Origin of the sequence: Thalassospira tepidiphila MCCC 1A03514 (assembly GCF_001662875.1) — a bacterium.
GTDB classification, from domain to species: Bacteria; Pseudomonadota; Alphaproteobacteria; order Rhodospirillales; family Thalassospiraceae; genus Thalassospira; species Thalassospira tepidiphila.
The window spans coordinates 62,626-86,043 of record NZ_JPVZ01000013.1 but is presented as its reverse complement, the minus strand read 5'-3'; the positions used below and the strand labels follow the sequence as shown (position 1 = coordinate 86,043).

Sequence of the window (23,418 nt, the reverse complement as noted above, 5' to 3'; positions counted from 1 at the left end):
GATGTGGCAAAACAGATTTTCAGACGAATAACGGAGACATCAATGCGCGCCGAAGCACAGGCATTGGTCGATGAAATCAAGCAGTCGATGGCACTGCTGAGGAGGCATCTTTGACTGGGATAACGCTCTTAGACGCCTCGACGAACTGAACGCACTCGCCGAAGACCCGACCCTTTGGGACGATGCGGCAAACGCGCAGAAAGTCATGCGTGAACGTACCCAGCTTGATGACGCCATCAATGGTTATAAAAAGCTCGCCCAGGAGCTTGAAGACAGTGTTGGTCTGATCGAACTCGGCGAAGCCGAAGGCGACAACGAAACCGTCGAAGAGGCCGAAGAGGTTCTGCGCTCGATCCGCGACATCGCGGCAAAGCGTGAACTTGAAAGCCTGCTTTCGGGCGAGGCCGATGGCAATGACGCCTATCTTGAAATTCATGCCGGCGCCGGCGGGACCGAGGCCCAGGATTGGGCATCGATGCTGGCGCGCATGTATTATCGTTGGGCGGAGTCCAAGGGCTACAAGCTTGAGATGCTTGAAGAAAGTGATGGCGAGGAAGCCGGTATCAAATCGGTGACCTACAAAATCACGGGCCATAATGCCTATGGCTGGCTCAAGAACGAGGTGGGTGTGCATCGTCTGGTGCGTATTTCGCCCTATGACAGCTCCGCTCGTCGCCATACCAGCTTCTCGTCGGTGTGGGTCTATCCGGTGATTGATGACGATATCGAAATTGAAATCCTTGATAAGGATCTTCGTGTCGATACCTATCGTGCATCGGGTGCTGGTGGTCAGCACGTTAACAGAACCGATTCTGCTGTGCGTATCACCCATATTCCAACCGGCATCGTCGCCCAGTGTCAGAACGACCGTTCGCAGCACAAAAACCGCGATACGGCGATGAAGATGCTGAAAGCCCGCCTGTATGAGGCGGAGCTGCAAAAACGCGAAGCCGAGGCACAGGCCGTCGAAGACAGCAAAACCGATATCGGTTGGGGCCATCAAATCCGCTCTTACGTCCTGCAGCCTTATCAGATGATCAAGGACCTGCGCACGGGCACGGAAACGTCTGATACCCAGGGTGTTTTGAACGGCGATCTTGATGCCTTTATGGCCGCGGCCCTTGCTGCCAAGGTCACTGGATCGGATGGGGAAATCGAAGATATCGATTGATCGGCTGTCCTGAACCACCTGCATTTGAAAACACCCCGTCCGGATCTGGCGGGGTGTTCTTTGTTTTGCGCTGGCCAAACCGGCAGAAAATCGCAATTCGAGCGCAAATATCCCATTTCTGTCACAGAATTGCCGGATAGCTCTGCAACAGTGTGGTCAAGCGCGATCTGTCGCATACAACAAAACACCCGGGTAATACGGGACACGGGCAGGTCGTGCGGAGCAAACATCCATACTCTCACGGGAAGATCCAAATGGCCCATCAGTCCCATGGTCCGGTCGCGGTCGGCGACCAGTTCAAACTCGCTACACCCAACGGTCCGATTTTCGAAGTCATCAAAATCCGCGAAATGGCCCCGGTTGATCATGCGCTGATCACCAAGGTACGGGATCAGAAATCCCCGACGCTGATTGCGATCACCACCCTGCTTGATCGTGATTTCTATATTCCGGTTCCGCCGGAAAGGCGCCAGATGCCCGATAATGATGGCATATTGCGCGGTCTTTGATTGTAAAGCGTATCGATAGGCTGTTTAGCGCCTGTTGATATGAAAAACAGGTTGGCTTGGCGGCCCGGACGCGATGAAATAGCAATACTTAGAATCACCGCCATCCGGGACCGCCAACATGACCGATACCAACGCCGATCAGAATATCCTCGACCGCCTGTTTTCCGTGCTGGAGGACGACATTCTGCCCAAAACCCGTGCCGGCGTATCGGGCGGTAACAAACTGTTTGGCGCGGCGATCCTGCGCAAGGATGACCTTTCTCTGGTCATTGCTGAAACCAACAATGAAACTGAAAATCCGCTTTGGCATGGCGAGGTCCATTGCCTGAAGCGGTTCTATGAAATGCCCTCTGATCAGCGCCCGGCAACGTCGGAGCTGATTTTTCTCTCGACACATGAGCCGTGCTCCATGTGCCTCTCAGCCATCACCTGGGCCGGGTTTGATAATTTCTATTATTTCTTCTCGTATGAAGATTCGCGTGATGCCTTTGCCATTCCCCATGATCTGAAAATCATGAAGGAGGTCTTCACCCTTGAAGACGGCGAATACAACAAGTCCAATGCCTTCTGGGATAGCCATTCCATCATGGGCATGGTTGCAGAGCTGCCGGAAGATGATAAGGCCGCCTATGTGACACGCGCCAAGGCAATTTCAGATGAATATGACCGGCTGTCGGCCCAGTATCAGGATAGCAAATCTGATAACGACATTCCGCTGAACTAGGCCCGATGCAAAGCTTTAAACGCACAAAAAACGCGCCCCACTGTCAAGCGGGGCGCGTTTTAGTATTTTCGGGCAGTTTGATCAGGCGGCACGAACCGTTGCGATGAAACTGTCGACTTCTTTGCCAAGGCGGGCGGCCGATTTTGAAAGCTCTTGCGCGCTTGCAAGGACCTGGGTCGCGGAATGGCTTCCTTCGTTTGCCGCCTTGGTGACATCGCCAATCGCATTGGTCACTTCCTGTGTGCCGTTGGCCGCCAGTGCGATGTTATGGCTAATCTCGTTCGTGGCGGCGTCCTGCTGCTCAACTGCTGCCGAGATCACGGTCGAGCTTTGCTTGTTGTTTTCAATGACATCGCTGATTTCATCAACCGCGGTGACCATTGTGTTGGTAATGCCCTGTACCTTTTCGATCTGGGCGGTGATGTTTTCGGTCGCACGCGCCGTCTGGTTGGCCAGATTTTTGACTTCCTGTGCGACAACGACAAACCCCTTGCCGGCATCCCCTGCACGTGCTGCCTCAATGGTGGCGTTCAGGGCGAGCAGATTGGTTTGCTCGGCAATGTCCTGAATCAGTTCCACCACGCTGGAAATTTCGCGTACAGCACCTGCAAGCCCGTTTGCCGTTTCGCGGGTCGAACTTGCCGTTTCTGTGGCCCGGGTGGTTATGTTCGTTGCGTTCTGGACCTGCGCGCTGATTTCGCGAATGGATGCTGCCATCTCTTCGCAGGCAGATGCCACCGTTTCGACATTTGTACTGGCAAGGCCAGACGCATTTGACACAGATGTTGCCTGTGCATTGGTTTGTTCCATGATCGCGGTAAGGCCTTGGGCAGTTGCCTCAAGTTCGGTTGCCGCAGACGCCACAACTTTGACAATCGTGCCGACATTGTCCTGAAACGCATCGGCCAACTTGTTCATTTGTTCGCGCTTTTCTGCCGCGGCCTGCACCTTGGCTTGCTCGGCTTGGGCCTCAAGTTCCTTGGCCCGGATCATGTTCTTTTTAAAGACTTCGGTTGCCTTGGCGATATCGCCAATCTCATCAGGACGATCGGTACCAAAGACTTCGGTATCAAGCTTGCCATCGGCAAGTGTGCCAAGGTTGCCGACAATTTTTTTGATCGGTTGGGTCACCGAACGGGCAAAGAGGATACTCGCCGCGATGCCAAGTACTGCCAAAAGGCCGACAATCACAGCCGCAATCATCAGGGCGCGATAAACCGGGGCAAATGCCTCGGCAGTGTCAATCTCGCCCAGAACAATCCAGTCGACGCCATTGAACTGGATCGGCATATACGCCGAAATGACCGGGACGCCGCGGTAATCAACAATTTCGTGAATGCCGCTATTGCCTGCCAATGCATCGCGGGTTGCATCCTCGTTCACACGGGTTTTAAGGATTGTGCTTTCTTCGGAAAACCGGGAGTCACTTCGCATCAACCCGTCTTCACCAACGATATAGGTTTCGCCACTTTCGCCCATCCCAACCGATGCATTCATGATGCTGTTGATGCGTGAAATCGGCATCTGGAAGGCAAGTACACCAAGCAATTCGCCTGCTTCAGACCGGACTTGATGGGCGATGAAACTGGCCGGGGCATCGGCACTGGGTGCATAGGGGCTGAAATCGGTAAAGGCGATGTCCTTGGGGGAATTCAGCGCCAGTGTGTCACGAAATACGCGACCCAGATCGGTCTCCGCCCATTCGCCCGTTTTAAGGTTGGTGGCAAAGTCCGCTTCCTTGAAGACGGAATAGACAAGCTCCCCATCGGCGCGGATCAGGAAGATGTCGTAATAGCCTTTGAGTTCAAGAAACTCGCGAAAATGCGGGTGATAGGTCCGATGGGCCTGGCTCCAGTCCGATCCATCCCCGGCATCGGTCAGCAGATGCTTTTCGCCAAGCGGGTGGTTGTTCTCGGTGATGTAAAGGTTTTGCAGGGTGGCCATCGGGTTGCCATCCAGCTGTTCCCAGCTTCGGGAAAAAGCGTTTAGCGCATCGCGGGTAAAGCCACTATCTGCCTCGATGATCAGGTCTTCTTCAATCGATGTCAGGTAGGACTGGATCGACTCTTTGCGCGCATCCGTAAGCGCCAGAAGCTTGTTCTGCACTTCGGTTTTCTGGGTGACCCAAAGTTCAAAGGATAAAATTCCGCCAGCGCTCAGTGCCGTCAGCAGGATCAGGCCTGCAATGATCGTCGGTAGCTTCACCGAAATACGTTTCATGACATTTCCTCTCGCATTGCCGTTGCCCTGTTCCAGAGTTCTGATCGGCTTGCACCCGTGGTTTAAAAGCAACAAAATGTGCCGCGGGTTTCTTTATTCGCTTTTTTGACGACGCGAAAATATCCCCATTTGGGGACAATACTTGCTTCTTGAGTATTTAATCATTAAACGCAAAAGTTGAAGTGTGATTAATTATATTCTCAAAAAGGTTTTAAAACGTCTGAGTCCGAATCTGGCGAGTTTTATCGTGCAGTTCTGCTAAACTGCGCGGTATGGAACAGCTCAATAACGATATTTGCTATCAGGCACTCAAAACCCGGGACCGTCGGTTTGACGGGCGGTTTTATACCGCTGTACGGACGACCGGGATTTTCTGTCGCCCGATTTGCCCGGCGGTCACGCCCAAGCGCGACAATGTCGAATTCTATCCCAGTGCCGAGGCCGCAATTGCCCATGGATTTCGACCATGCCTGCGCTGCCGCCCCGAAGCCGCACCGGGCAGCCCGGCAAGTGCCGGTGTGCATGCGACGGTCGCCCGTGCTGTACGCCTGATTGATCAGGGCGTGCTTGAAGACGGATCAATCGCTGGTCTGGCAGACCGGCTTGGTGTCGGGGACCGGCATTTGCGGCGCATATTCAAGGAACATACAGGTGTCACGCCGCAAGAACACGCCAAGGCACGCCGTCTGTTGCGGGCACGGCAGTTGATTGTCGATAGCAACCTGACCATGACCGAAATCGCCGACATTGCTGGCTTTGGGAGTTTGCGTCGCTTTAACGATGCGATGAAACAGGCCTATGGGCAGGCCCCAACAGCCTTTCGCCGCGGTGTCGAAACTGTGAGCCCGGAAAAACTGGGCTCGGATGATCCGTTTGCTGCGCGCAATGATGATTTGATTTTACGTCTGCGTGCCCGACAACCCTTTGATGCCGAATATCTTCTGAGCTTTTTCCGCGCACGTGCCATTCCGGGCTTGGAAACCGTCCGTGAACGCACCTATGCGCGCGGTTTCAAAATTGATGGCAAGCTCGGCTTGATGATCTGTCATTTCAGCGCCGACCAAGCCGGCGTGGATGTCATCCTCCGTGGTCCGGCCCGGGAGGCGGTGCTTGAAATCGGTGCAAGGGTGCGCAGACTTTTTGATCTTGATGCCGATGTGCCGTCCATCACAGCACAGTTTTCCGACGATGCCTTGCTGGCGCCGTTGGTGCAAAAACGACCCGGTCTGCGCGTGCCTGGATGCTGGGATCGGTTTGAACTCGCCCTTCGGGCCGTTTTGGGCCAACAGGTTTCGGTCGCGGCGGCACGTACCTTGGCCTGGCGACTTGTGGCCCGGTTTGGCGATGTCTTGCCCGATGATCTGATCACTGGGACGGGGATCACGCATGTCTTCCCGTCACCCCAAAGTCTGATCGGGCAGGAACTGATCCCGATTGGTTTGACCACGCGCCGGGCGCAGACCCTTGCCGATGTGATTGATCTGTTTGCCAGACCGGATTGTGATCAGATGTCCGGGGATGAGCTGATTGCCGCCATGACCGCGATCAAGGGCATCGGCCCATGGACATTAAACTATTTTGGCCTGCGTGGCCTTGGGGACCCGGATGCCTTTCCGGCGGCCGATCTTGGCATCCTTAAGGCGTCAAATATGGGCGGTGGTCCGGACAAGGCCAAGGCACTGGAAAGCATTTCGGAAAACTGGCGGCCATGGCGGGCATATGCCGCGCAATATCTTTGGTCCGCATTGGAAGGAGAATGACCATGTCCACCCAAATCAACGTCGTGCGTTATGCCAGCCCGATCGGGAAACTGTCGCTCGCCTCAATTGACGGTAAGCTGGTGCATCTTGATTTCGAAGACAATGATGATCGCCTGAAAACCATTCAAACACGACGGTTCAAGAATCTTGAATGGACGGAGGGCGGCGCGGCACCAGACCCGATCACTGACTGGCTGGATGGTTATTTCGCCGGAACCGTCGGCGTGTTGCCGATTGATGCGGTCAACATGGTCGGGACGGCGTTTCAGAAATCGGTGTGGGATGCCTTGGTCAATATCCCAAGCGGGAAAAGCATTTCATACGCCGGGCTTGCTGATCAGTTAGGCAACCCCAAGGCGGTTCGGGCGGTGGCGCGGGCCAATGCGTTGAACCCGGTATCGATCATTGTGCCGTGCCATCGGGTGATCGGATCGAACGGCACATTGACAGGTTATGCCGGTGGGCTTGATCGCAAGAAATGGCTGCTCGATCATGAAGCCGCCATGCTGGCCAAGGCGGCTTGAGACCAAAAAAAGGCTGCCGGATGGCAGCCTTTTTAACTTTGGCGTGATGTCTCGTTCGATCAGATCGACATGACAATACGGCCATCGATCTTGCCATCGCGCATGCGATCAAAGATCGAGTTGATGTTTTCCATCGGCTCGGTCGTGAAGTGGGAATGCACTTTGCCATCGCCCGCGAAATCAAGCGCTTCCTGAAGGTCGGCACGGGTGCCGACAATCGATCCACGGATGGTCTTGCGTGACAGGACCGTATCGAAAATATCAAGTTCGAACGTTCCCGGGGGCAAGCCGCAAAGCGCCATGGTCCCGCCACGGCCCAGCATGCCTACACCCTGTTTGAAGGCAGCGCGCGACACGGCGGTGACAAGTACGCCATTGGCACCGCCCATCTGTTTTTGCACTTCGGAAACAACGTCGGTCTCCGCCGCATTCAACGTCCAGTCCGCACCAAGGTCTTTGGCGAGCTGAAGTTTCTCGTCGGCAATGTCAACAGCGATAACTTTCATGCCCATCGCCTTGGCGTATTGAACCGCCATATGGCCAAGCCCGCCGACCCCGGAAATCACCACCGTTTCGCCCGGCTTGCATTCGGTTTCCTTCAATCCCTTATAGACCGTGACACCGGCACAAAGCACCGGGGCTGCATTGCCAAATTCAAGCGGATCGGGCAGGTGGCCAACATAGTTCGGATCGGCCAGGACATATTCGGCAAAGCCGCCATTAACTGAATAGCCAGTATTAAGCTGTTCGCCGCAAAGTGTTTCCCAGCCGGTAACGCAGTGATGGCAATGCCCGCAGGCTGAATGCAGCCACGGCACACCAACACGGTCGCCTTCCTTGACGGATGTCACACCTTCGCCCACTTCGGCAACAATGCCGACACCCTCGTGGCCCGGAATGAAGGGCGGGTTCGGTTTGACCGGCCAGTCGCCTTCGGCCGCGTGAAGGTCGGTATGGCAGACACCGGATGCTTCGATCTTGACCAGGATTTTTCCCGGCGTGACCTTGGGCACGGTGACTTCTTCAATCGACAGCGGCTTGCCAAACGCCCTTACGACGGCGGCTTTCATGGTGGAGGGCATGGTGACATCTCCTTGCTGATGATACGGAAAAGAACGTCTTTTCTTCAAATATCGCGAAGGGGAGTGTCGTTGATTTCAGTTTGCACCACCATGAGGTGTATCAATTTTTTGATGAATTCTTATCAGGCGCGCAATGGCCTTATTCGCCATCACCATCAATGTCAGGCAATTCAAGGACATAGTCCTGATAATAGTCCGGCGGCATGCCTGCTTCATAGCGCGCTTCGTCATTAAACGGCGGCTTAAGAGGCCCCCGGAAATGTTTGCGCAGCATATCATGCCACGTGGTGTAGTAGGGCAGGCCACGCTGGTCACAGACATGCTCGTAATATTTCCGGCCCGCGGCGACATGGGCGATTTCATCATGTGCGATGATTTTAAGGATACGGGCACTTTCCGTATCCCCATGCGCCAGAAGCCGTTCAATGGTTGGCGGCGTGGCATCAAGGCCGCGCGCCTCAAATACCATCGGCACGACCGCCAGACGCGGCAGAATGTCATAGGCCGTATCCATCGATGTCTGCCAAAGCCCGTCATGGGCGGGCAGATCGCCATAGACAGCGCCCAGTTCCCCAAGGCGTCTGTTGATCATTTTGAAATGGCGGGCTTCGTCATCGGCGACCTGAACCCAGGCATCGTGAAAATCACGCGGCATGTCTGCCTCGGGAAAGCGCACACACAGATCCCATGCCAGATCGATGGCGTTGAGTTCGATATGGGCCAGCGCATGCAAAAGGCCAATACGGCCCTGAACGCTGCCTTTCTTGCGTTTGGGCATCTTGTTGGGCGGCAGCAATTCCGGCTTTGCCGGGCGACCGGGACGATCGGGCAGATCAGTTGATCCCACTTCAGTGATCTCGCCATTGCGCCACATCGCCGCCATTTCGGCAGTGACGTCGGCCTTCTCTGTGGCGTCTCCGGTCAGAAGGGCACGTTTGGCAGCATCAGCAAGGGTCAGTTTGGTCATGATCGTCCGAGGTGTGGGATTAAGGTTCACGTGCGCTTTGTCTGCCACTTGGCGGCCATCGGGTCAATTGGCAAACAAAAAGGGCGGCCCGCCATCAAGGTTGGGACCACCCTTTGAAATCGTTTGGCGTATGCGCAATCAGGTAATGTTAAAGCGCGCCAGTGCCTCTGCCAGATCCTCGCCAAAGGCATTGCCCTTGCGGATGATCGCGGTCCGGCACGGCAGATCCTGAAGCGACGGATGGTTCGGCGCATCCGAGGTCAGAACCGCGGTCGGAATGCCGCGCGTTTTCGGCATCGCCTGCAGAGCATTGGCCAGATCAACACCGGTCAGTTCATCAATGGTCTTGGCGACAATGATGAAATCCGGGCGGGTGCGCACGGCAAGTTCGATCGCCTCGAACGAGGTTTGGGTGACCGAACTGCGATAACCACAAGCGGCCAGTTCGCGTTCCAGAATGGTTGCCAGGGAGCGTTGCGGAATGACCAGCAAGGCTTCGACATTGGCCTGCTTCAGCCATGCCGGGTCAATATCAGGGGTCCGTTTGGACGGCAGTTCGCGCACGAATTCGGCGGTGTCGGTCCCGCCAGCCGTCATGTCACCATCAAGCAGGGACTGAATTTTATCAACAAAGGCCTGGATATCTTCAATCGCGCCTTCGTTCAGTTCCTTGCAGGTCGTGACGTAATCGGCAAGACGATGGCTCGTCAGGTTGATCAGCGGCGCTGATACTGACTTGCCCTTGTATCGCAGATTGAATATTTCGCGCTGGATGGCGGTCAGATGGGCGGGATCTTTTTTGCCGCGTGCGTTTTGCAGATGAACGTCAATCGAATTGATGATGTCATGTGCTTCGTCGCGAAAATCCGCCAGCATTTGATCGTCGAGATCAACAACATTGTTATTCATTTGATTACCCGCTTTGCCGGCATGCCGGTGAGTTTTCATCGAACAGGTGAGAATTAGACCTCACCCATCACTCCCATATCCGAATTGTTAGCCCGACAAACAAGGGATGGCAACAAAATCAGCAAAACGCAATACGGCCAGCCGTCTGAAAGAAAACGATTTTACCGCCAAAAAAACAAAGGCCCGGCAAGTTTTCGCCGGGCCTTGATACGAGAAAAATCTGAATTCAAAGGGCTTTGACGGCCTCAAGAACCTCGGCAACGTGGCCTTTGACCTTTACCTTACGCCAGGCATTGCGAATGACGCCCTTGCCATCAATGACAAAGGTCGACCGCTCGATACCCATGAACTTTTTGCCATACATGCTTTTTTCTTTCCAAACACCGTAATCTTCGCACGTGGTGCCGTTCTCGTCAGAGGCGAGAATGAAGTTCAGGTCATGCTTGGCCTTGAATTTGTCGTGCCGGTCCGCACTGTCCTTGGAAATGCCGATGATCTGCGCATCGACAGCGCTGAAATCAGGTTCGGCATCGCGGAATTCGCAGGACTCGGTCGTGCAACCCGGCGTCATGTCCTTGGGATAGAAATAGATCACCACCGGTTTGCCTGCCAGATCCGACAGTTTCACCCTGCCATTGCCATCGGTTGGCAGTTCGAAATCCGGGGCCTTGTCACCAACATCAACTGTCATGGTCTATCCTTTAATCTTTTGGGACCGCATAGCGGCATGTTGCAACCGTGAAAATACAAAGCCTTATAAGGATGGCAAGGGGGCTTGGATCATTGCGGCGCATCTGTTGGCGCAATCTTTTCCGCGGGGGCTGCAACCACGCGATCATAGATCTCCTTGATGCGGGTTGCCGTCATTTCCATCTTGTCCTGAAGGCTTGCGAAATCATCACATTTACCGGCGTTTGCCAGCATTTTTTGCAAATCCTCGCTGGCTTTTTCAGGATCAAACGGGCCCTCGGTCGTCAGGCGCAACATCGCCTGCAAGGCCAGCCAGAACGACGCGGAATTGGCCAAAAACTCTGCTTCTTCGCCATCAAGGATACCCACCGTCGCCAGATTTTTGAAAACCTCGCGGGTTGTCGGTGACAGGACCTCCGGGTGGTCATGGGCATGGCGCAGTTGCAGATATTGCGCAATGAATTCCAGATCGACCAAACCGCCACGGCGCATCTTGATCGCCCATGGATGGTTGTCGCCTTTGCCGGCTTCCATCCGGTTGCGCATATCATAGACTTCGCGCACCAGTTTGTCCGGATCGCGTTGCTTGCACAGCACGTCGTTGGTGGTCGCCAATACCTTGTCACACAGTGCCTTTGGGCCATAAACCGCACGCAGGCGCGTCAGCGCCATGTGCTCCCACGTCCAGGCTTCGTTGTTCTGATAGGTCTCGAAACTTTTGAAATGCGTCGCAAGCGGCCCTTTGGATCCGCTGGGACGCAGGCGAAGATCGGTTTCAAACAGAACCCCTTCGGCGGTCGGGGCCGACAGGGCATTGATATAACGCTGGCTTAGCCGGATGAAATAGTGGCCCGGCGACAATGGCTTTTCGCCATCGGACTCTTCGGCATCTTCGGGTACCTCATAGATGAACACCATATCAAGGTCGGACCCGGGTGAAAGTTCCTGCCCGCCATGCTTGCCCAGTGCAAACACCGCAAGCCCGCCATCGGCAAACGAGCCATGTTTGGCGGCAAAATCGTCGGCAATTCGCGGGAACAGTGCGCGAATGGCAACGTCGGCAACATCGGCCAATGCACGGCCTGCTTCATGCGGGGTGTGACGGTTCTGGATGGTTTGCACATCAATCTGGAACTTCTGGTCATTGGCCCATCGCCGCGCGGCATCAAGCCAATCTTCGACCATGTCTTCGCGCGACAGACGGGCATCAAGCTCCGCCAGCATCGCATCCGCATCGGGCAGTTCTTCGTGGAAGCCCGACATCAAAACATAATCAAGCACCGCGGCATTACGCCCGATATATTTCGCCATGCGCGGGGCGGTTCCGGCAATCTGGGCGAGTAGTTCAAGCAATTGTGGATGTGCGGTAAACAGCGAAAACAACTGCACCCCGGCCGGCAGACCTTTAAGGAAGTCGTCAAAGGCACGAAATGCCATGTCCGGGTTGGTTGTTTTACCAAGTGCTGCCAAAAGGGTCGGCATCAGTTCGGTCAGGATTTCACGCGCCCGGCGTGATCGGGTTGCCCGGTAACGGCCGTGATGCCAGCCCCGCACCGTGACCGATACGTTTTCGGCATTTTCAAAGCCCATCTCGCGCAAATTGATCAGGGTTTCCGGATCGTCTTCGGTGCCCGTGAAGACAAGGTTGCCACTGGCACCGGCAAGGGTCGTGTCGTCTTCAAACAGTTCAGCATAATTGTTTTCGACATTGCGCAGATGAAGCAGCAAGTCCGCCTTGAAGGCATCAAGCGTTTCATAGCCAAGGAAGGTCGCCAGTGCCAATAATCCCTGATCGGTATCGGGCAGGGTTTGGGTTTGCTGATCATTGATCATTTGCAGGCGGTGTTCGACCGTGCGCAGAAAATCATACGCGGCCAGCATTTCGTCGCGAACTTCCTCGGATACCTGACCGAACTTGGTCAGGGTGCGCAAGGTGTCGCAGGTTGCCTTGCCGCGCAGCGCAATTTCACGCCCGCCCCAAATCAGTTGTTGGGTCTGGGCAAAAAATTCGATCTCGCGGATGCCGCCACGGCCAAGCTTGATATTGTGGCCGGGGATATTGATCTTGCTGCCGCCCTTGTGCGCATTGATCTGGCGCTTGATCGAATGAATGTCCTGAATGGCAATGAAATCAAGATGCTTGCGCCAGACAAAGGGTCGCAGGATTTCAAGGAATTCATTGCCCGAAACGCGGTCGCCACCGACAATGCGGGCCTTGATCATGGCCGCACGTTCCCAGTTTTGGCCGACGGTTTCATAGTATGTTTCAGCCGCAATCATCGAAAGGATTGGCGGCGTTGACGCCGGGTCCGGACGCAGGCGCAAATCAGTACGGAAAACATACCCATCGCCGGTGCGTTCTTCCATGATCCGGGTGATGTCGCGCACCATCCGCACCAGATCCTGATGAATGCGATCGGGGTCGATATAGGTCACCACATCCTGATCATAGAGGAAGATCAGGTCGATATCGGATGAATAGTTCAGCTCCCCGGCGCCGAGTTTTCCCATGCCAATGGCAAAGATTCCGGATCCCTCAAGCGGATTTTCCGGGTTGGGAAGGTCATATTTGCGCAGGCGCGCCATGGCGGACAGGCAATGCGCCATGGTGAAATCAAGGGTGTATTCCGCTGTTTTGCTGATTGCCGATGTGACCTGATCAAGTTTCCAGGCCTTGCAGATATCGGCAATCGCGATCACCAGTGCCGCGCGGCGTTTGGCGTGACGGACAGTCGCCATGGTGGTCGTCTGATCAAGGTCGCGTGCATTCGCACTGACTTTCACGGGCTCAAGCGCGTTGGCAAATGCCTGATCAAGGCCGCTGTCAAACACGTCACAGACTGTATCGGGATCGCGCAGGCACAGATTGGTCAGATAGGGGCTGTTGCCAAAAAGCGCCTCAAGAACCGCACGTTTTTGGGGATCGGACGCAATCTCGCCAATTTTGTCTGACAGGCTTTCAAACGCCGGTCGACCCGCCAGTGTGTTCCAGCGTTCGAGTGCATTGGTGACACGGTCGGCGTCAAAGGCTTTGGGCAGGTCCTGTGAAATCCAGGAAAGAGACACTTTTTGCGTTCCTTGTATTGCGAAATGGTCACAAACCGCGCTATGCAAAGGATTGAGCCTGATTGCATAATCTCTGCAAGGAGTAGGACGTCCTGATCAAGAGGATGACTTATATGTTTCTAGCTTTTCTGTGATCGGACAAAAAGGGGTATAGATCAATAACTGTCTGGTATTTTAGGATCCAATGATCCATCGACAACCATGCCAGACATGAGAAGTTATTGATATCGCTGCATATGACATCGGGAACACAAGGTAAAATGAGTGCGCCACGTTAAGACCTTTGCCGGATGGCTGGCGCTGACTTTATCAGCCATCGTCCTGTTTGTCGGCGTATTTGCAGCAGTCACGATTTGGCGGCTGTCTCAGGAACCTGTGTCCCTGCATCGTCTGACCCCGTATCTGGTTGATCATCTCAACAAATCGATGGGCAATAACCGGCTGGCAATCGGCGACGTCGTTTTGCGCTGGCGGGGCTGGGACGAAAAGTTTGATGTCGGTTTGCGCGACGTCAGCATCTTTGGCCCCGATGATCAGGAAATGCTGCACGTCCCCGAAGCCGATGTCGTGTTTTCCAGCAAAGCGCTGTTTGAAGGTGTGCTTGCCCTGCGCGAGCTTAATCTGATCGGCCCGCGCATTCGCCTTGAACGGCGGGCCGATGGCACGATTGATGTCGGCTATGTCGCCGAAGAAACCGCCGCAGATGTCGCGAACCCTTCGGAAAATACGCGCAGCGATGATGGTGCGGCAACAGGTCAAATTTACGACAAGGGGCGCGGGGCCTCGGTTACGATTGAACTCCCCGATGCGCCGGACTTGAACACCGATCAACTTCCGCCTGAACCTGAAAACGCCGCGGGTGAAACCGAAATTGTCGAACGTTCTGGCAATACGGTCTTGCAGGATGTCTTTGCCATTCTTTCGGGCGAACGTACCGATATTCCGGCGGCGGCCTATTTCGAAAGTTTCGGGGTGGTGAATGCCGATCTTGAAGTGCGCGATGACAAGATCGGCATCGTCTGGGCGGCACCACAGGCTGATATCCTGTTATCTCGCCGGGCCTTCGGGATCGGTGCTGAAGCCTCGCTGCAGGTCAGTGCCGGGGATATATCGACCCAGGTGCGTGTCACCGGTGATTACAGTATCGAAACCGATCAGGTCGATCTTGAGGCCGAAATTGGCGAGGTGCAGCTTGCCGATCTTGTCAGCATCTCGGATCTGTTTGAACAATTGCGCGATGCCTATGTCCCGGTTTCGGGAACGCTGCGCGCAAGCTTTGATGCGAAGGGCGAATTGCTTTCGGCGGCCACGGACCTGTCGGTTGGCAGCGGCGTGATCACCTTTCCCGACGAAATACGGGCGACCTATCGGGTTTCGGATGGACAGATTGTCACAAGCTATGTGCCCGGTCGCTTCAGCATTGATGATGTTGTCCTGAATGTTGGTGACGCATCCGCCAAACTTCAGGGCGTCGTGCTTGATCCGTTCGGGCAGTGGCAGGTCAATCTTGATGCGTCCGCCAAGAACGTCGCAACCAACGATCTGGACCGTCTCTGGCCCGAAGGGGTCGGTGTGGATGCGCGGACATGGGTCGTTACCAACCTGTCCGAGGGGATTGTTCATCAGGCAACCTTGCACACCGAACTGCGCCAGGACGACGCGGGCGAGGTCATTGTTGATGATCTTGGTGGTCAGATGACGATGTCGGGTGTGACCGTGCATTATCTGGGTGAAATGCCGGAAGTGCATAATTCCGCCGGGCGCGCCGAATTTGATGAAACCAGTTTCAGCATCTTTGTAAATACCGGCGAGGCCGATGGCATTCAGGTAACCGATGCCAGCATAATTTTCACCAAACTTGATGAACCGACCCCCTATGCCGATATCGAAATCGTAGCACAGGGCAGTGCGCGCAAGGCACTTGAACTGATTGAGGCAAAACCACTTGGCTTTGCCACGCGGCTTGGCATAGACCCGGCCCAGATCAGTGGTGAACAGGCAACCCGTGTGCGCCTACATTTCCCGTTGCTTCGCGATGTGACGTTTGACGATGTTGATGTCGCAGCCGCCTCGCGGATTGAAAAGGCCGGGATCGTTGGTGCCTTTCGTGGCATGGATGTCACCGCGGGCAGCTTTGAGCTACAGGTGAACACCAAGGGGCTTGAACTTGGCGGCACCGCCACGATTGGAAACGGCAAGACCAACATCAACTGGGTCGAAACCTTTGCGCAAGAGGCTGAGGTCCGAAGCCGCTATAAACTATCGGGCGATCTTGATCTTGCCGTTTTGCCCGATATCGAACTTGATCCCGGCCCCTACCTCAAAGGGATGGCGAAGGGGGAGCTCGATATCCGCGTCGGCTCGGATCAGGTTCGTTTGGTCGGTGACGTTGATTTGACCAATTCGGCGATTTCGGTTCCGCTTGAAAAAGTAGGATATCGCAAGGAGCCCGGTGCAAATGCTGCGGCCAAGTTTGATGTTGCCGTAATGTTTGATGGCGGTGGAGTGCTTGATAGTTTCTCAATGATTGCACCGGCACTTGAGGCAACAGGCAGTGGCAACTGGCGCGGTGATAACGCCATGGCCGACAAATGGTTTGTCGAGCTGCAAGACACCCGTTTTCGCGAAAATATTGATCTTTCCGGCACCATTCGCATGGAAGAAGGCGACCGATTACTGGTCGATCTGCGGGGCGCGCAGTTTGATTTGCGTCCCTTCCTTGAAGATGACGCATCCGGTGAAACACCCGCAGATGGCGAACCGGATGAACAGAGCTATCTTGTGACGCTGGAAGCTGGTGGTTTCCTGCTTAAGGGGGCTGAGCCATTGCTAAATGATGGCAAGATCACCTTGCGTCAGGAAACCGACAAGCGCGAACTGGAAATCTCGGCGCGTCAGTTGATCGCAACCCCTTGGATTGTCGGTGACGAACAAAGCAATGACGACGCAGGCAAAGCCGCGTCGGAAACAAATACCGGTGGCATTGGCGAACGTGCCGAACGAACCGGCGGCACCACCGAAGTGTTCCTGAATATCGAACAGATGGTGATGGCCAACGGTGAACTTCTGGCAGATCTGCGCGGATCGATCCATACGGTCGGGCAGGAATGGGACCGTCTTGTTCTGAACGGGGCATTTGGCGACCGGGCCAACGTGTTTGTGCAAGTCGTCCGCGAAGATTTCCAGACCCGCAAGGTGACAATGACCAGCGAGGATGCCGGGCGTTTCCTGCGTGCGGTCGATATGTATGAAAATCTACTGGGTGGGCGCCTGACCATTGAAGGCACCGTTGATGAACGCGATATCGCCCAGCCGTTCACCGGTCAGGTCACGGTTAATGAATTCCGTGTGGTCAATGCGCCGATTGCGGCCCGCGTGCTCAGTGCCGCGTCGCTGACCGGGCTTGGCGATGTGTTGCAAGGCAATGGTATCGCTTTTACCGAAATGAACGGTGACTTCACCTATGTCAATGATGTGCTGTCACTGTCAAAGGTGGCAGCAAACGGCGCAGCCGTCGGGGTAACCGCCAATGGCTCGATTGATCTGGCCAAATCGGAAATTCGACTGGCCGGATCAATTGTGCCGATTTACGCACTGAATTCCGCACTGGGGGCCATTCCGATCCTTGGCGACATTCTGGTCGGCGAAGAGGGCGGCGGCATATTTGCCCCGACCTACACGGTCGAGGGCGATCTGAACGACCCCAGCATTACGGTCAATCCGCTATCGACCTTTGTGCCTGGCGTGTTCCGCAACCTGATCACCGGTGCCGAGCCCGGCTAAGTCGGCAACAAGTCACAAAAAAGCCCCGCACGATGATCGGCGGGGCTTTTTGATTTTATGCGGGTCTTCTTTGATCAGACAGGCTTGATCAGGACGTGGCGTTTCTTGCCTGCAGATACCTTGATCACACCATCTGCGTTAACCGCATCGACGGTGATATTGGCATTTTCGTCACTGACTTTTTCGTCATTGATCTTGGCTCCGCCACCCTTGATCAGACGACGTGCATCACCGCCCGATTTGGCAAGGTCGGCACGGCGGAAAAGATCAAAGGCCGGGATACCGGCATCAAGATCGGCCTTGGCGATTTCCACGGTCGGAAGATCGTCGGCCAGAACTCCTTCTTCAAACGTCTTGCGCGCCGTTTCAGCCGCCGCAAGGGCTGCTTCTTCACCGCGGCACAGTTTAACCGCTTCGAATGCCAGAACTTTCTTGGCTTCGTTGATCTGCGATCCTTCAAGCTTGGCGTATTCGTCGATCTGATCGAGCGACATCTCGGTGAACAGACGCATGAACTTGATCACGTCTGCATCTTCGGTGTTCCGCCAGAACTGGTAGTAGTCATAAGACGACAGACGTTCTTCGTTCAGCCATACCGCCCCGGCCGCAGTCTTGCCCATCTTGGCGCCCGATGCGGTGGTCATTAGCGGGGTCGTCAGGCCAAACAGCGATTTCTCATCAACGCGGCGACCAAGTTCAACACCATTGACGATGTTACCCCACTGATCCGATCCGCCCATCTGAAGCGTGCAGCCATAGTTGCGGTTTAGTTCGACAAAGTCGTAGGCCTGCAAGATCATGTAGTTGAATTCAAGGAAGCTCAGCGACTGTTCACGTTCCAGACGCAGCTTGACCGAGTCAAAGGCCAGCATGCGGTTGACCGAGAAGTGGCGACCGAAATCACGCAGGAATTCGATGTAGTTCAGCTTGTCCAGCCAGTCGGCATTGTTGACCATGACCGCATCGGTCGGGCCATCGCCAAACGTCAGGAACTGCTGGAACACCTTTTTGATGCCGGCCATGTTGGCTTCGATGATTTCATCGGTCAGAACCGGACGTGCATCATCGCGGCCGGTCGGGTCCCCAACGCGGGTGGTGCCGCCGCCCATCAGGACGATCGGTTTGTGGCCGGTCTTCTGCAGCCAGCGCAACATCATGATCGACACAAGCGATCCGACATGCAGGCTGTCTGCAGTGCAATCATAACCCACATAGCACACCACCGTATTTTCCGATGCATAGGCATCAAGGCCTTCAAGATCAGTACATTGGTGGATGTAACCGCGGTCATTCATGACGCGGAGAAAATCAGACTTCAGTTCAGTCATGGTTTTTGCGCTATGTTGGTTGTGATAGAAAATTTGATCCGCCATTCGGTGCGGAGGCGATGATCTAGCACAGAAAACATCCGCTCGGCAACGCATCGGCGAACAGATCTGCCATACGGGTAACGAATTCGCGATAATTTCCTTTTAGGCTGCTCAAAACCAACAGCGATCGCGCACGGAGCACGACATGAGACATGGCTGGATAACAGCAATCGGCATGATGAGTGGTACCTCTCTTGATGGGGTGGACGCAGCCCTCATTGAAACCGATGGCATCGAAGTGCGCCGCACCGGGCAATCGGTTTTTGTGCCTTATGCGCCGGAATTGCGCGAACGCATGCGGGCCTGCTTTGGCAATCGCAGTGCGACCAACACCGAACATGTCGTTGCCGATGATCTGACACAGGTGCATGTTGGTGCTGTTAACATGCTAATGGATAAATCCGGTATGTCGACCGCCGATATTGGTGTAATCGGCTTTCATGGCCAGACCGTGTTTCATGAACCCGCATCTGGCCTGACGCGCCAGATCGGAACGCCGCATATGCTGGCGGAAAAAACCGGTATCCCGGTGGTGGCCGATTTCAGATTGGCCGATGTCGCCGCTGGCGGCGAAGGAGCACCACTGGCGCCTGTCTATCACGCCGCCTTGATCAAAAGTGCCGGTGTTGAGCTGCCCGTGGCAGTTCTGAATATCGGCGGGGTTTCCAACGTTACCTATATCGACGCGGATGACGGCTTGCTGGCCTTTGATTGCGGGCCGGGCAATGCGCGGATTGATGACTGGATGTTGCGCCATACCGGTAATCCTGTTGATCTGAACGGCGCAACGGCGGCCTCGGGCACTGGTGATCCGATGGTCGAGGTCAAATTCCTTGAAGACCCGTATTTTGACCGCATCCCGCCCAAATCACTGGACCGCGAAGATATGGCGGCCCGCATTGACGGGCTGGTGGTTGAGGCCAAGCTTAATGTTTCCGACGGGGCGGCAACGCTTGCCAATTGTACGGTGGCGGCCATCGTTGCTGGCGTGAACCATCTGCCGGCTGCGCCCAAAGGCTGGTTTGTCTGCGGTGGGGGGCGTCATAACGATTATATCATGGAAACACTCGCCACCCGCCTTGGGGTGCCGGTGCAATCTGTTGACGTGCTGGATTGGGACGGTGATGCGTTGGAGGCCGAATGTTTCGGCTTCCTGGCTGTGCGCCATTTGCACGACTTGCCGCTCAGCTTCCCGGGAACCACGGGCGTGCCCGAACCCTGTTGTGGTGGCAAGCTTTACCCAGCAAAAAAGGCCGCCTGATCAGGCGGCCTTTTATTTGTGTGGTCAGGCTGCGGGCGGTTTAAGCGCCGCGCTTGTCCAGATAGGCAATCGAATGCTTGATCACTTCGTCTTGCTGTTTGGCAAAATAGTGATCGGCACCGTCAATCGCGCACATGTCAACTTCAATGCCTTTCTGGGCATTAAGCTTGTCGGCAAGCTTGTTGACCGAGGCGACCGGAATGTTGGTGTCCTGGGTGCCGTGGATCAGAATGCCGGATGACGGGCAGGGGGCAAGGAAGGTGAAGTCATGTTCACTTGCCGGGGCAGCGACCGAAATAAATCCGTCAATTTCCGGACGGCGCATCAAAAGCTGCATGCCGATCCACGAACCGAACGAATAACCGGCAACCCAGGTTGCGCGTGCGTTGGCGTTATAGGTCTGCATCCAGTCAAGTGCGGATGCCGCATCAGACAGTTCGCCGATCCCCTGATCGAATACGCCCTGCGAGCGGCCGACGCCACGGAAGTTGAACCGCATGACGGAATAGCCGCGATCCTTGAACATGTTGAACATGTTGAAGCACAACTTGTTATTCATTGTGCCACCCTGTTGCGGGTTCGGATGGAGGATAAGTGCGATGGGCGAATCGTCAGCGCCGTTATGGTGGTAGCGACCTTCAAGGCGACCTTCGGGGCCGTTAAAAATGACCTCAGGCATGGATCAGACTGCTCCTGTCCACGAATGGAAAGATGTGTGTAACAAAAATATCCGAGTGTTTTTGTAAGTTTTTTCGTGTTTGCGCATAAATTGCTTTGGGCAAATACTTGACCAAGTTACTCGGTTATCCTATATTCCGGCTAACCCGATGGTGCCTGTCGAACCCGACAATTGCTTATGTGCAAGGACGGGGCTGGGCGTGGCTGCCGGGAATCGAAGGTACTAATTACACAGTGGACCGCCCCATGTTCAAGCTAATTCGTCAGGAAATTGACGCGATGATCGCCCGTGACCCTGCGGCGCGATCCCGTTGGGAAGTCGTGATCAGCTATCCGGCGTTTCATGCGATCATGGGCTATCGCGGGACGCATTGGCTGTGGCAGCGCGGTTTTCGCCTGACGGCACGCTTCCTGTCACAGATTTTGCGCTGGTTGACCGGGATCGAAATTCACCCGGGTGCGACGATTGGCAAGCGCTTCTTTATTGACCATGGCATGGGTGTCGTGATCGGCGAAACCGCCGAGATCGGCGATGATGTCACACTGTATCAAGGCGTTACCCTTGGAGGGACTTCGCCAAGTGTGAATAGCGACGGCCAGCGCGGCCTGAAACGTCACCCGACCCTCGAGGATGGTGTGATTGTCGGGTCCGGCGCGCAAATCCTTGGACCATTTACTGTGCGCAAGAATGCACGTGTTGGCGGCAACGCCGTGGTCCTGGGCGAAGTGCCCGAGGGTGCGACCGTGGTCGGTATCCCGGCCAAGATCGTCCGCCGTGAACAGGATGATCGGTTCTGTGCTTATGGTACGCCGCTTGGCGATCTGCCCGATCCGGTTGCCCGTGCGCTTGAAGAACTTGGTCGTGAGGTCGAAACGTTGCGCAACAAGGTGGTCGCCCTTGAGGGTGAAAAGGCCGCATCTGATGCCACACCGGAAAAGCCGCGTATCGTCGCATCATCGGAATAGAATATGCGCCACCGCGCAACATGAATGAAAAGCCCGCTCGGGGTTAACCCCAAAGCAAGGCAGGAGGACGCACCGTGAAGCTGAGTACCAAAGGCCGCTATGCCGTTATGGCGATGGTCGATCTCGCTGAAAGCAGCAAGGACCGACCGGTCGCGCTTGCAGATATTGCGGACCGCCAGGAAATTTCGCTTTCTTATCTTGAACAGCTGTTTGGCAAATTGCGCAAGGGCGGTCTGGTCCGTTCGGTGCGCGGCCCGGGTGGCGGATATTTGCTTGCACGCAATGCCACTGAAACCCGTGTTGCCGATGTCATTCTGGCGGTTGATGAACCAATCCGTGCAACCCGTTGCAAGTCCGGTTCGCCCAAGGGCTGCAAGACCAACAAGGGCCGTTGTCTGACCCACGAATTGTGGGAAGAACTCGGTAACCAGATTTATCTTTATCTGGCCTCTGTCAGTCTTGCCGATGTGGTGGATCGCAACGTGGCGGGAACACTTCGGACGTTCCCGGGTAAAACGACCCAGATCGAAGAGCCGTCACAGGTTGCGGCACAGTAGTTGGTCCTCTATATCGAGGGCAGATGCGAATAAGGATGATTTTAAACTGATGACCGACCAGGTTTATCTCGACTACAACGCCAGCGCGCCGCTTTGCGAAGATGCAAAGCAGGCCATGATCGCTGCGATGGATGTTGCAGGTAATCCGTCTTCGGTTCATGCCAGTGGCCGTGCGGCCCGCAAGATCGTTGATCATGCCAGACGCACCATTGCCGATCTGTTGGGCGGTGATTCAGAACGGATCATCTTCACCAGTGGCGGTACTGAGGCCAACAATCTGGCACTGAACGGGTTGGAAGATGTCACCGTATTTACCAGTGCGGTCGAACATCCTTCGGTCATCGAAGCAAGACCGGACGCCAAACGCATCCCGGTGGATGAAAATGGCGTGATTGACCTGAATGCCCTTGAGGCGATGCTCAAAGACGCATCTGACGCCGGGCAAAAGGTTCTGGTTTCGGTCATGCTGGCCAATAACGAAACCGGCGTCATTCAGCCGGTTGCCAAGGTTGGTCTGCTGGCGCGTGAATATGGTGCCAAGGTCCATTGCGACGCTGTTCAGGCGCTGGGCCGGTTGCCGGTCGATATGGGTCGTTTGCTGGTCGATATGGTGTCGATCTCGGCCCACAAGATCGGCGGTCCAAAAGGAATTGGCGCGCTGGCGATTGCGCCGGGCGTGATGCTGGTCCCCCAGATCCGGGGTGGCGGGCAGGAAAAATACCGTCGTGGTGGCACGGAAAACGTTGTCGGGATTGCAGGCTTTGATGCCGCAGCCAAACGTGCCGAGGCCAACATGGCAAGGATGGCGGATATCGCGCAGATGCGCGATCGCCTGGAAACGGAATTGGCATCAGAGGCGCCTGAGCTTCTGATCGCCGGCAAGGGAACGGAGCGACTGAGCAATACAAGTTGCCTGATCCTGCCAGGAATGCCCGGGGAAACCCAGGTCATGGCAATGGATCTGGCAGGTGTTGCCATCAGTTCGGGATCAGCCTGTTCATCAGGCAAGGTACGTGAAAGCCACGTGCTTAGGGAAATGGGTGTTACCGAGCCCGGATCGGCCATTCGGGTCAGTCTGGGACTGGATAGCACCAACGAAGACATTGATACATTTATCCGCGTTTGGAGCCGGATGAGGGGTAATGCAGCGCGCAAGAAAGCGCGTCACGCTGCCTGAGAAA

At 55.3% G+C, this 23,418-nt stretch carries 18 protein-coding genes; 10 read left to right on the top strand and 8 right to left on the bottom strand.

The window, feature by feature from the left end:
* Window positions 1-42 precede the first annotated feature (42 nt).
* The 3 genes from prfB (at window position 43) to TH4_RS19455 (ending at window position 2,404) form a co-directional block, all read left to right on the top strand.
* A protein-coding gene (gene prfB, locus TH4_RS19465) for a peptide chain release factor 2 (protein ID WP_157097816.1) occupies window positions 43-1,171 on the top strand; the annotation gives its coding sequence in 2 pieces (ribosomal slippage) (window positions 43-111 and window positions 113-1,171; 1,128 coding nt in all).
* A 254-nt stretch (window positions 1,172-1,425) separates the two neighbouring features.
* Window positions 1,426-1,680 carry a hypothetical protein gene (locus TH4_RS19460; protein WP_008890625.1) on the top strand — a complete coding sequence of 85 codons (255 nt, stop codon included), beginning with the start codon at window positions 1,426-1,428 and terminating at the stop codon, window positions 1,678-1,680.
* A 118-nt stretch (window positions 1,681-1,798) separates the two neighbouring features.
* The gene (locus tag TH4_RS19455; protein WP_064782426.1) at window positions 1,799-2,404 is read left to right on the top strand and encodes a nucleoside deaminase; all 606 of its coding nucleotides are present in this window, start codon (window positions 1,799-1,801) and stop codon (window positions 2,402-2,404) included.
* Between the two features lie 81 nt (window positions 2,405-2,485).
* Here TH4_RS19455 and TH4_RS19450 read toward each other — a convergent pair whose 3' ends face one another.
* A complete protein-coding gene (locus TH4_RS19450; RefSeq protein ID WP_064782425.1) occupies window positions 2,486-4,624 on the bottom strand; it encodes a methyl-accepting chemotaxis protein in 2,139 nt (712 codons plus the stop codon).
* Between the two features lie 272 nt (window positions 4,625-4,896).
* Between TH4_RS19450 and TH4_RS19445 the strand changes: the two genes are divergently transcribed.
* Both TH4_RS19445 and TH4_RS19440 read left to right on the top strand, forming a co-directional pair.
* Window positions 4,897-6,384 carry a DNA-3-methyladenine glycosylase 2 family protein gene (locus TH4_RS19445; RefSeq protein ID WP_064782424.1) on the top strand — a complete coding sequence of 496 codons (1,488 nt, stop codon included), beginning with the start codon at window positions 4,897-4,899 and terminating at the stop codon, window positions 6,382-6,384.
* Between the two features lie 2 nt (window positions 6,385-6,386).
* Window positions 6,387-6,908 (top strand): methylated-DNA--[protein]-cysteine S-methyltransferase, encoded by a 522-nt coding sequence (locus tag TH4_RS19440; protein WP_280806650.1) that lies wholly within the window; start codon window positions 6,387-6,389, stop codon window positions 6,906-6,908.
* Between the two features lie 59 nt (window positions 6,909-6,967).
* Here the strand turns inward: TH4_RS19440 and adhP are convergent, their stop codons facing one another.
* The 5 genes from adhP to TH4_RS19415 all read right to left on the bottom strand — a co-directional run bounded on the left by adhP (window position 6,968) and on the right by TH4_RS19415 (window position 13,622).
* Window positions 6,968-7,990: an alcohol dehydrogenase AdhP gene (gene adhP / locus TH4_RS19435; RefSeq protein ID WP_008890635.1), complete on the bottom strand. Its 1,023-nt coding sequence runs from the start codon at window positions 7,988-7,990 to the stop codon at window positions 6,968-6,970.
* A 139-nt stretch (window positions 7,991-8,129) separates the two neighbouring features.
* Window positions 8,130-8,957, bottom strand: coding sequence for a ferritin-like domain-containing protein (locus TH4_RS19430; protein ID WP_064782422.1), 828 nt, complete (start codon window positions 8,955-8,957; stop codon window positions 8,130-8,132).
* A gap of 138 nt (window positions 8,958-9,095) precedes the next feature.
* On the bottom strand, window positions 9,096-9,866 hold the full coding sequence (locus TH4_RS19425; protein WP_008890637.1) for a response regulator: 771 nt from the start codon (window positions 9,864-9,866) through the stop codon (window positions 9,096-9,098).
* Between the two features lie 226 nt (window positions 9,867-10,092).
* Window positions 10,093-10,557: a thioredoxin-dependent thiol peroxidase gene (gene bcp, locus TH4_RS19420; protein WP_064782421.1), complete on the bottom strand. Its 465-nt coding sequence runs from the start codon at window positions 10,555-10,557 to the stop codon at window positions 10,093-10,095.
* A gap of 89 nt (window positions 10,558-10,646) precedes the next feature.
* Complete coding sequence (locus tag TH4_RS19415; protein WP_064782420.1) at window positions 10,647-13,622, bottom strand: bifunctional [glutamine synthetase] adenylyltransferase/[glutamine synthetase]-adenylyl-L-tyrosine phosphorylase; 2,976 nt, start codon at window positions 13,620-13,622, stop codon at window positions 10,647-10,649.
* 264 nt (window positions 13,623-13,886) lie between these two features.
* Between TH4_RS19415 and TH4_RS19410 the strand changes: the two genes are divergently transcribed.
* Window positions 13,887-17,405 carry a YhdP family protein gene (locus TH4_RS19410; RefSeq protein WP_064782419.1) on the top strand — a complete coding sequence of 1,173 codons (3,519 nt, stop codon included), beginning with the start codon at window positions 13,887-13,889 and terminating at the stop codon, window positions 17,403-17,405.
* A gap of 74 nt (window positions 17,406-17,479) precedes the next feature.
* Here TH4_RS19410 and tyrS read toward each other — a convergent pair whose 3' ends face one another.
* Window positions 17,480-18,733 (bottom strand): tyrosine--tRNA ligase, encoded by a 1,254-nt coding sequence (gene tyrS, locus TH4_RS19405; protein WP_064782438.1) that lies wholly within the window; start codon window positions 18,731-18,733, stop codon window positions 17,480-17,482.
* Window positions 18,734-18,920: 187 nt separating this feature from the next.
* On the opposite strand from tyrS, the gene TH4_RS19400 reads away from it, so the two are divergent.
* Window positions 18,921-20,036: an anhydro-N-acetylmuramic acid kinase gene (locus tag TH4_RS19400; protein WP_064782418.1), complete on the top strand. Its 1,116-nt coding sequence runs from the start codon at window positions 18,921-18,923 to the stop codon at window positions 20,034-20,036.
* Between the two features lie 40 nt (window positions 20,037-20,076).
* On the opposite strand, the gene TH4_RS19395 is transcribed toward TH4_RS19400, so the two are convergent.
* Window positions 20,077-20,715, bottom strand: a complete 639-nt coding sequence (locus TH4_RS19395) for an alpha/beta hydrolase (protein WP_008890643.1) — start codon at window positions 20,713-20,715, stop codon at window positions 20,077-20,079.
* A gap of 245 nt (window positions 20,716-20,960) precedes the next feature.
* Between TH4_RS19395 and cysE the strand changes: the two genes are divergently transcribed.
* From cysE to TH4_RS19380, 3 genes are all read left to right on the top strand, one after another.
* On the top strand, window positions 20,961-21,680 hold the full coding sequence (gene cysE / locus TH4_RS19390; RefSeq protein WP_081579304.1) for a serine O-acetyltransferase: 720 nt from the start codon (window positions 20,961-20,963) through the stop codon (window positions 21,678-21,680).
* A 74-nt stretch (window positions 21,681-21,754) separates the two neighbouring features.
* The gene (locus TH4_RS19385; RefSeq protein ID WP_008890645.1) at window positions 21,755-22,237 is read left to right on the top strand and encodes an Rrf2 family transcriptional regulator; all 483 of its coding nucleotides are present in this window, start codon (window positions 21,755-21,757) and stop codon (window positions 22,235-22,237) included.
* A 49-nt stretch (window positions 22,238-22,286) separates the two neighbouring features.
* Window positions 22,287-23,414, top strand: a complete 1,128-nt coding sequence (locus TH4_RS19380) for a cysteine desulfurase family protein (protein WP_064782417.1) — start codon at window positions 22,287-22,289, stop codon at window positions 23,412-23,414.
* The last annotated feature ends 4 nt before the right edge of the window (window positions 23,415-23,418 follow it).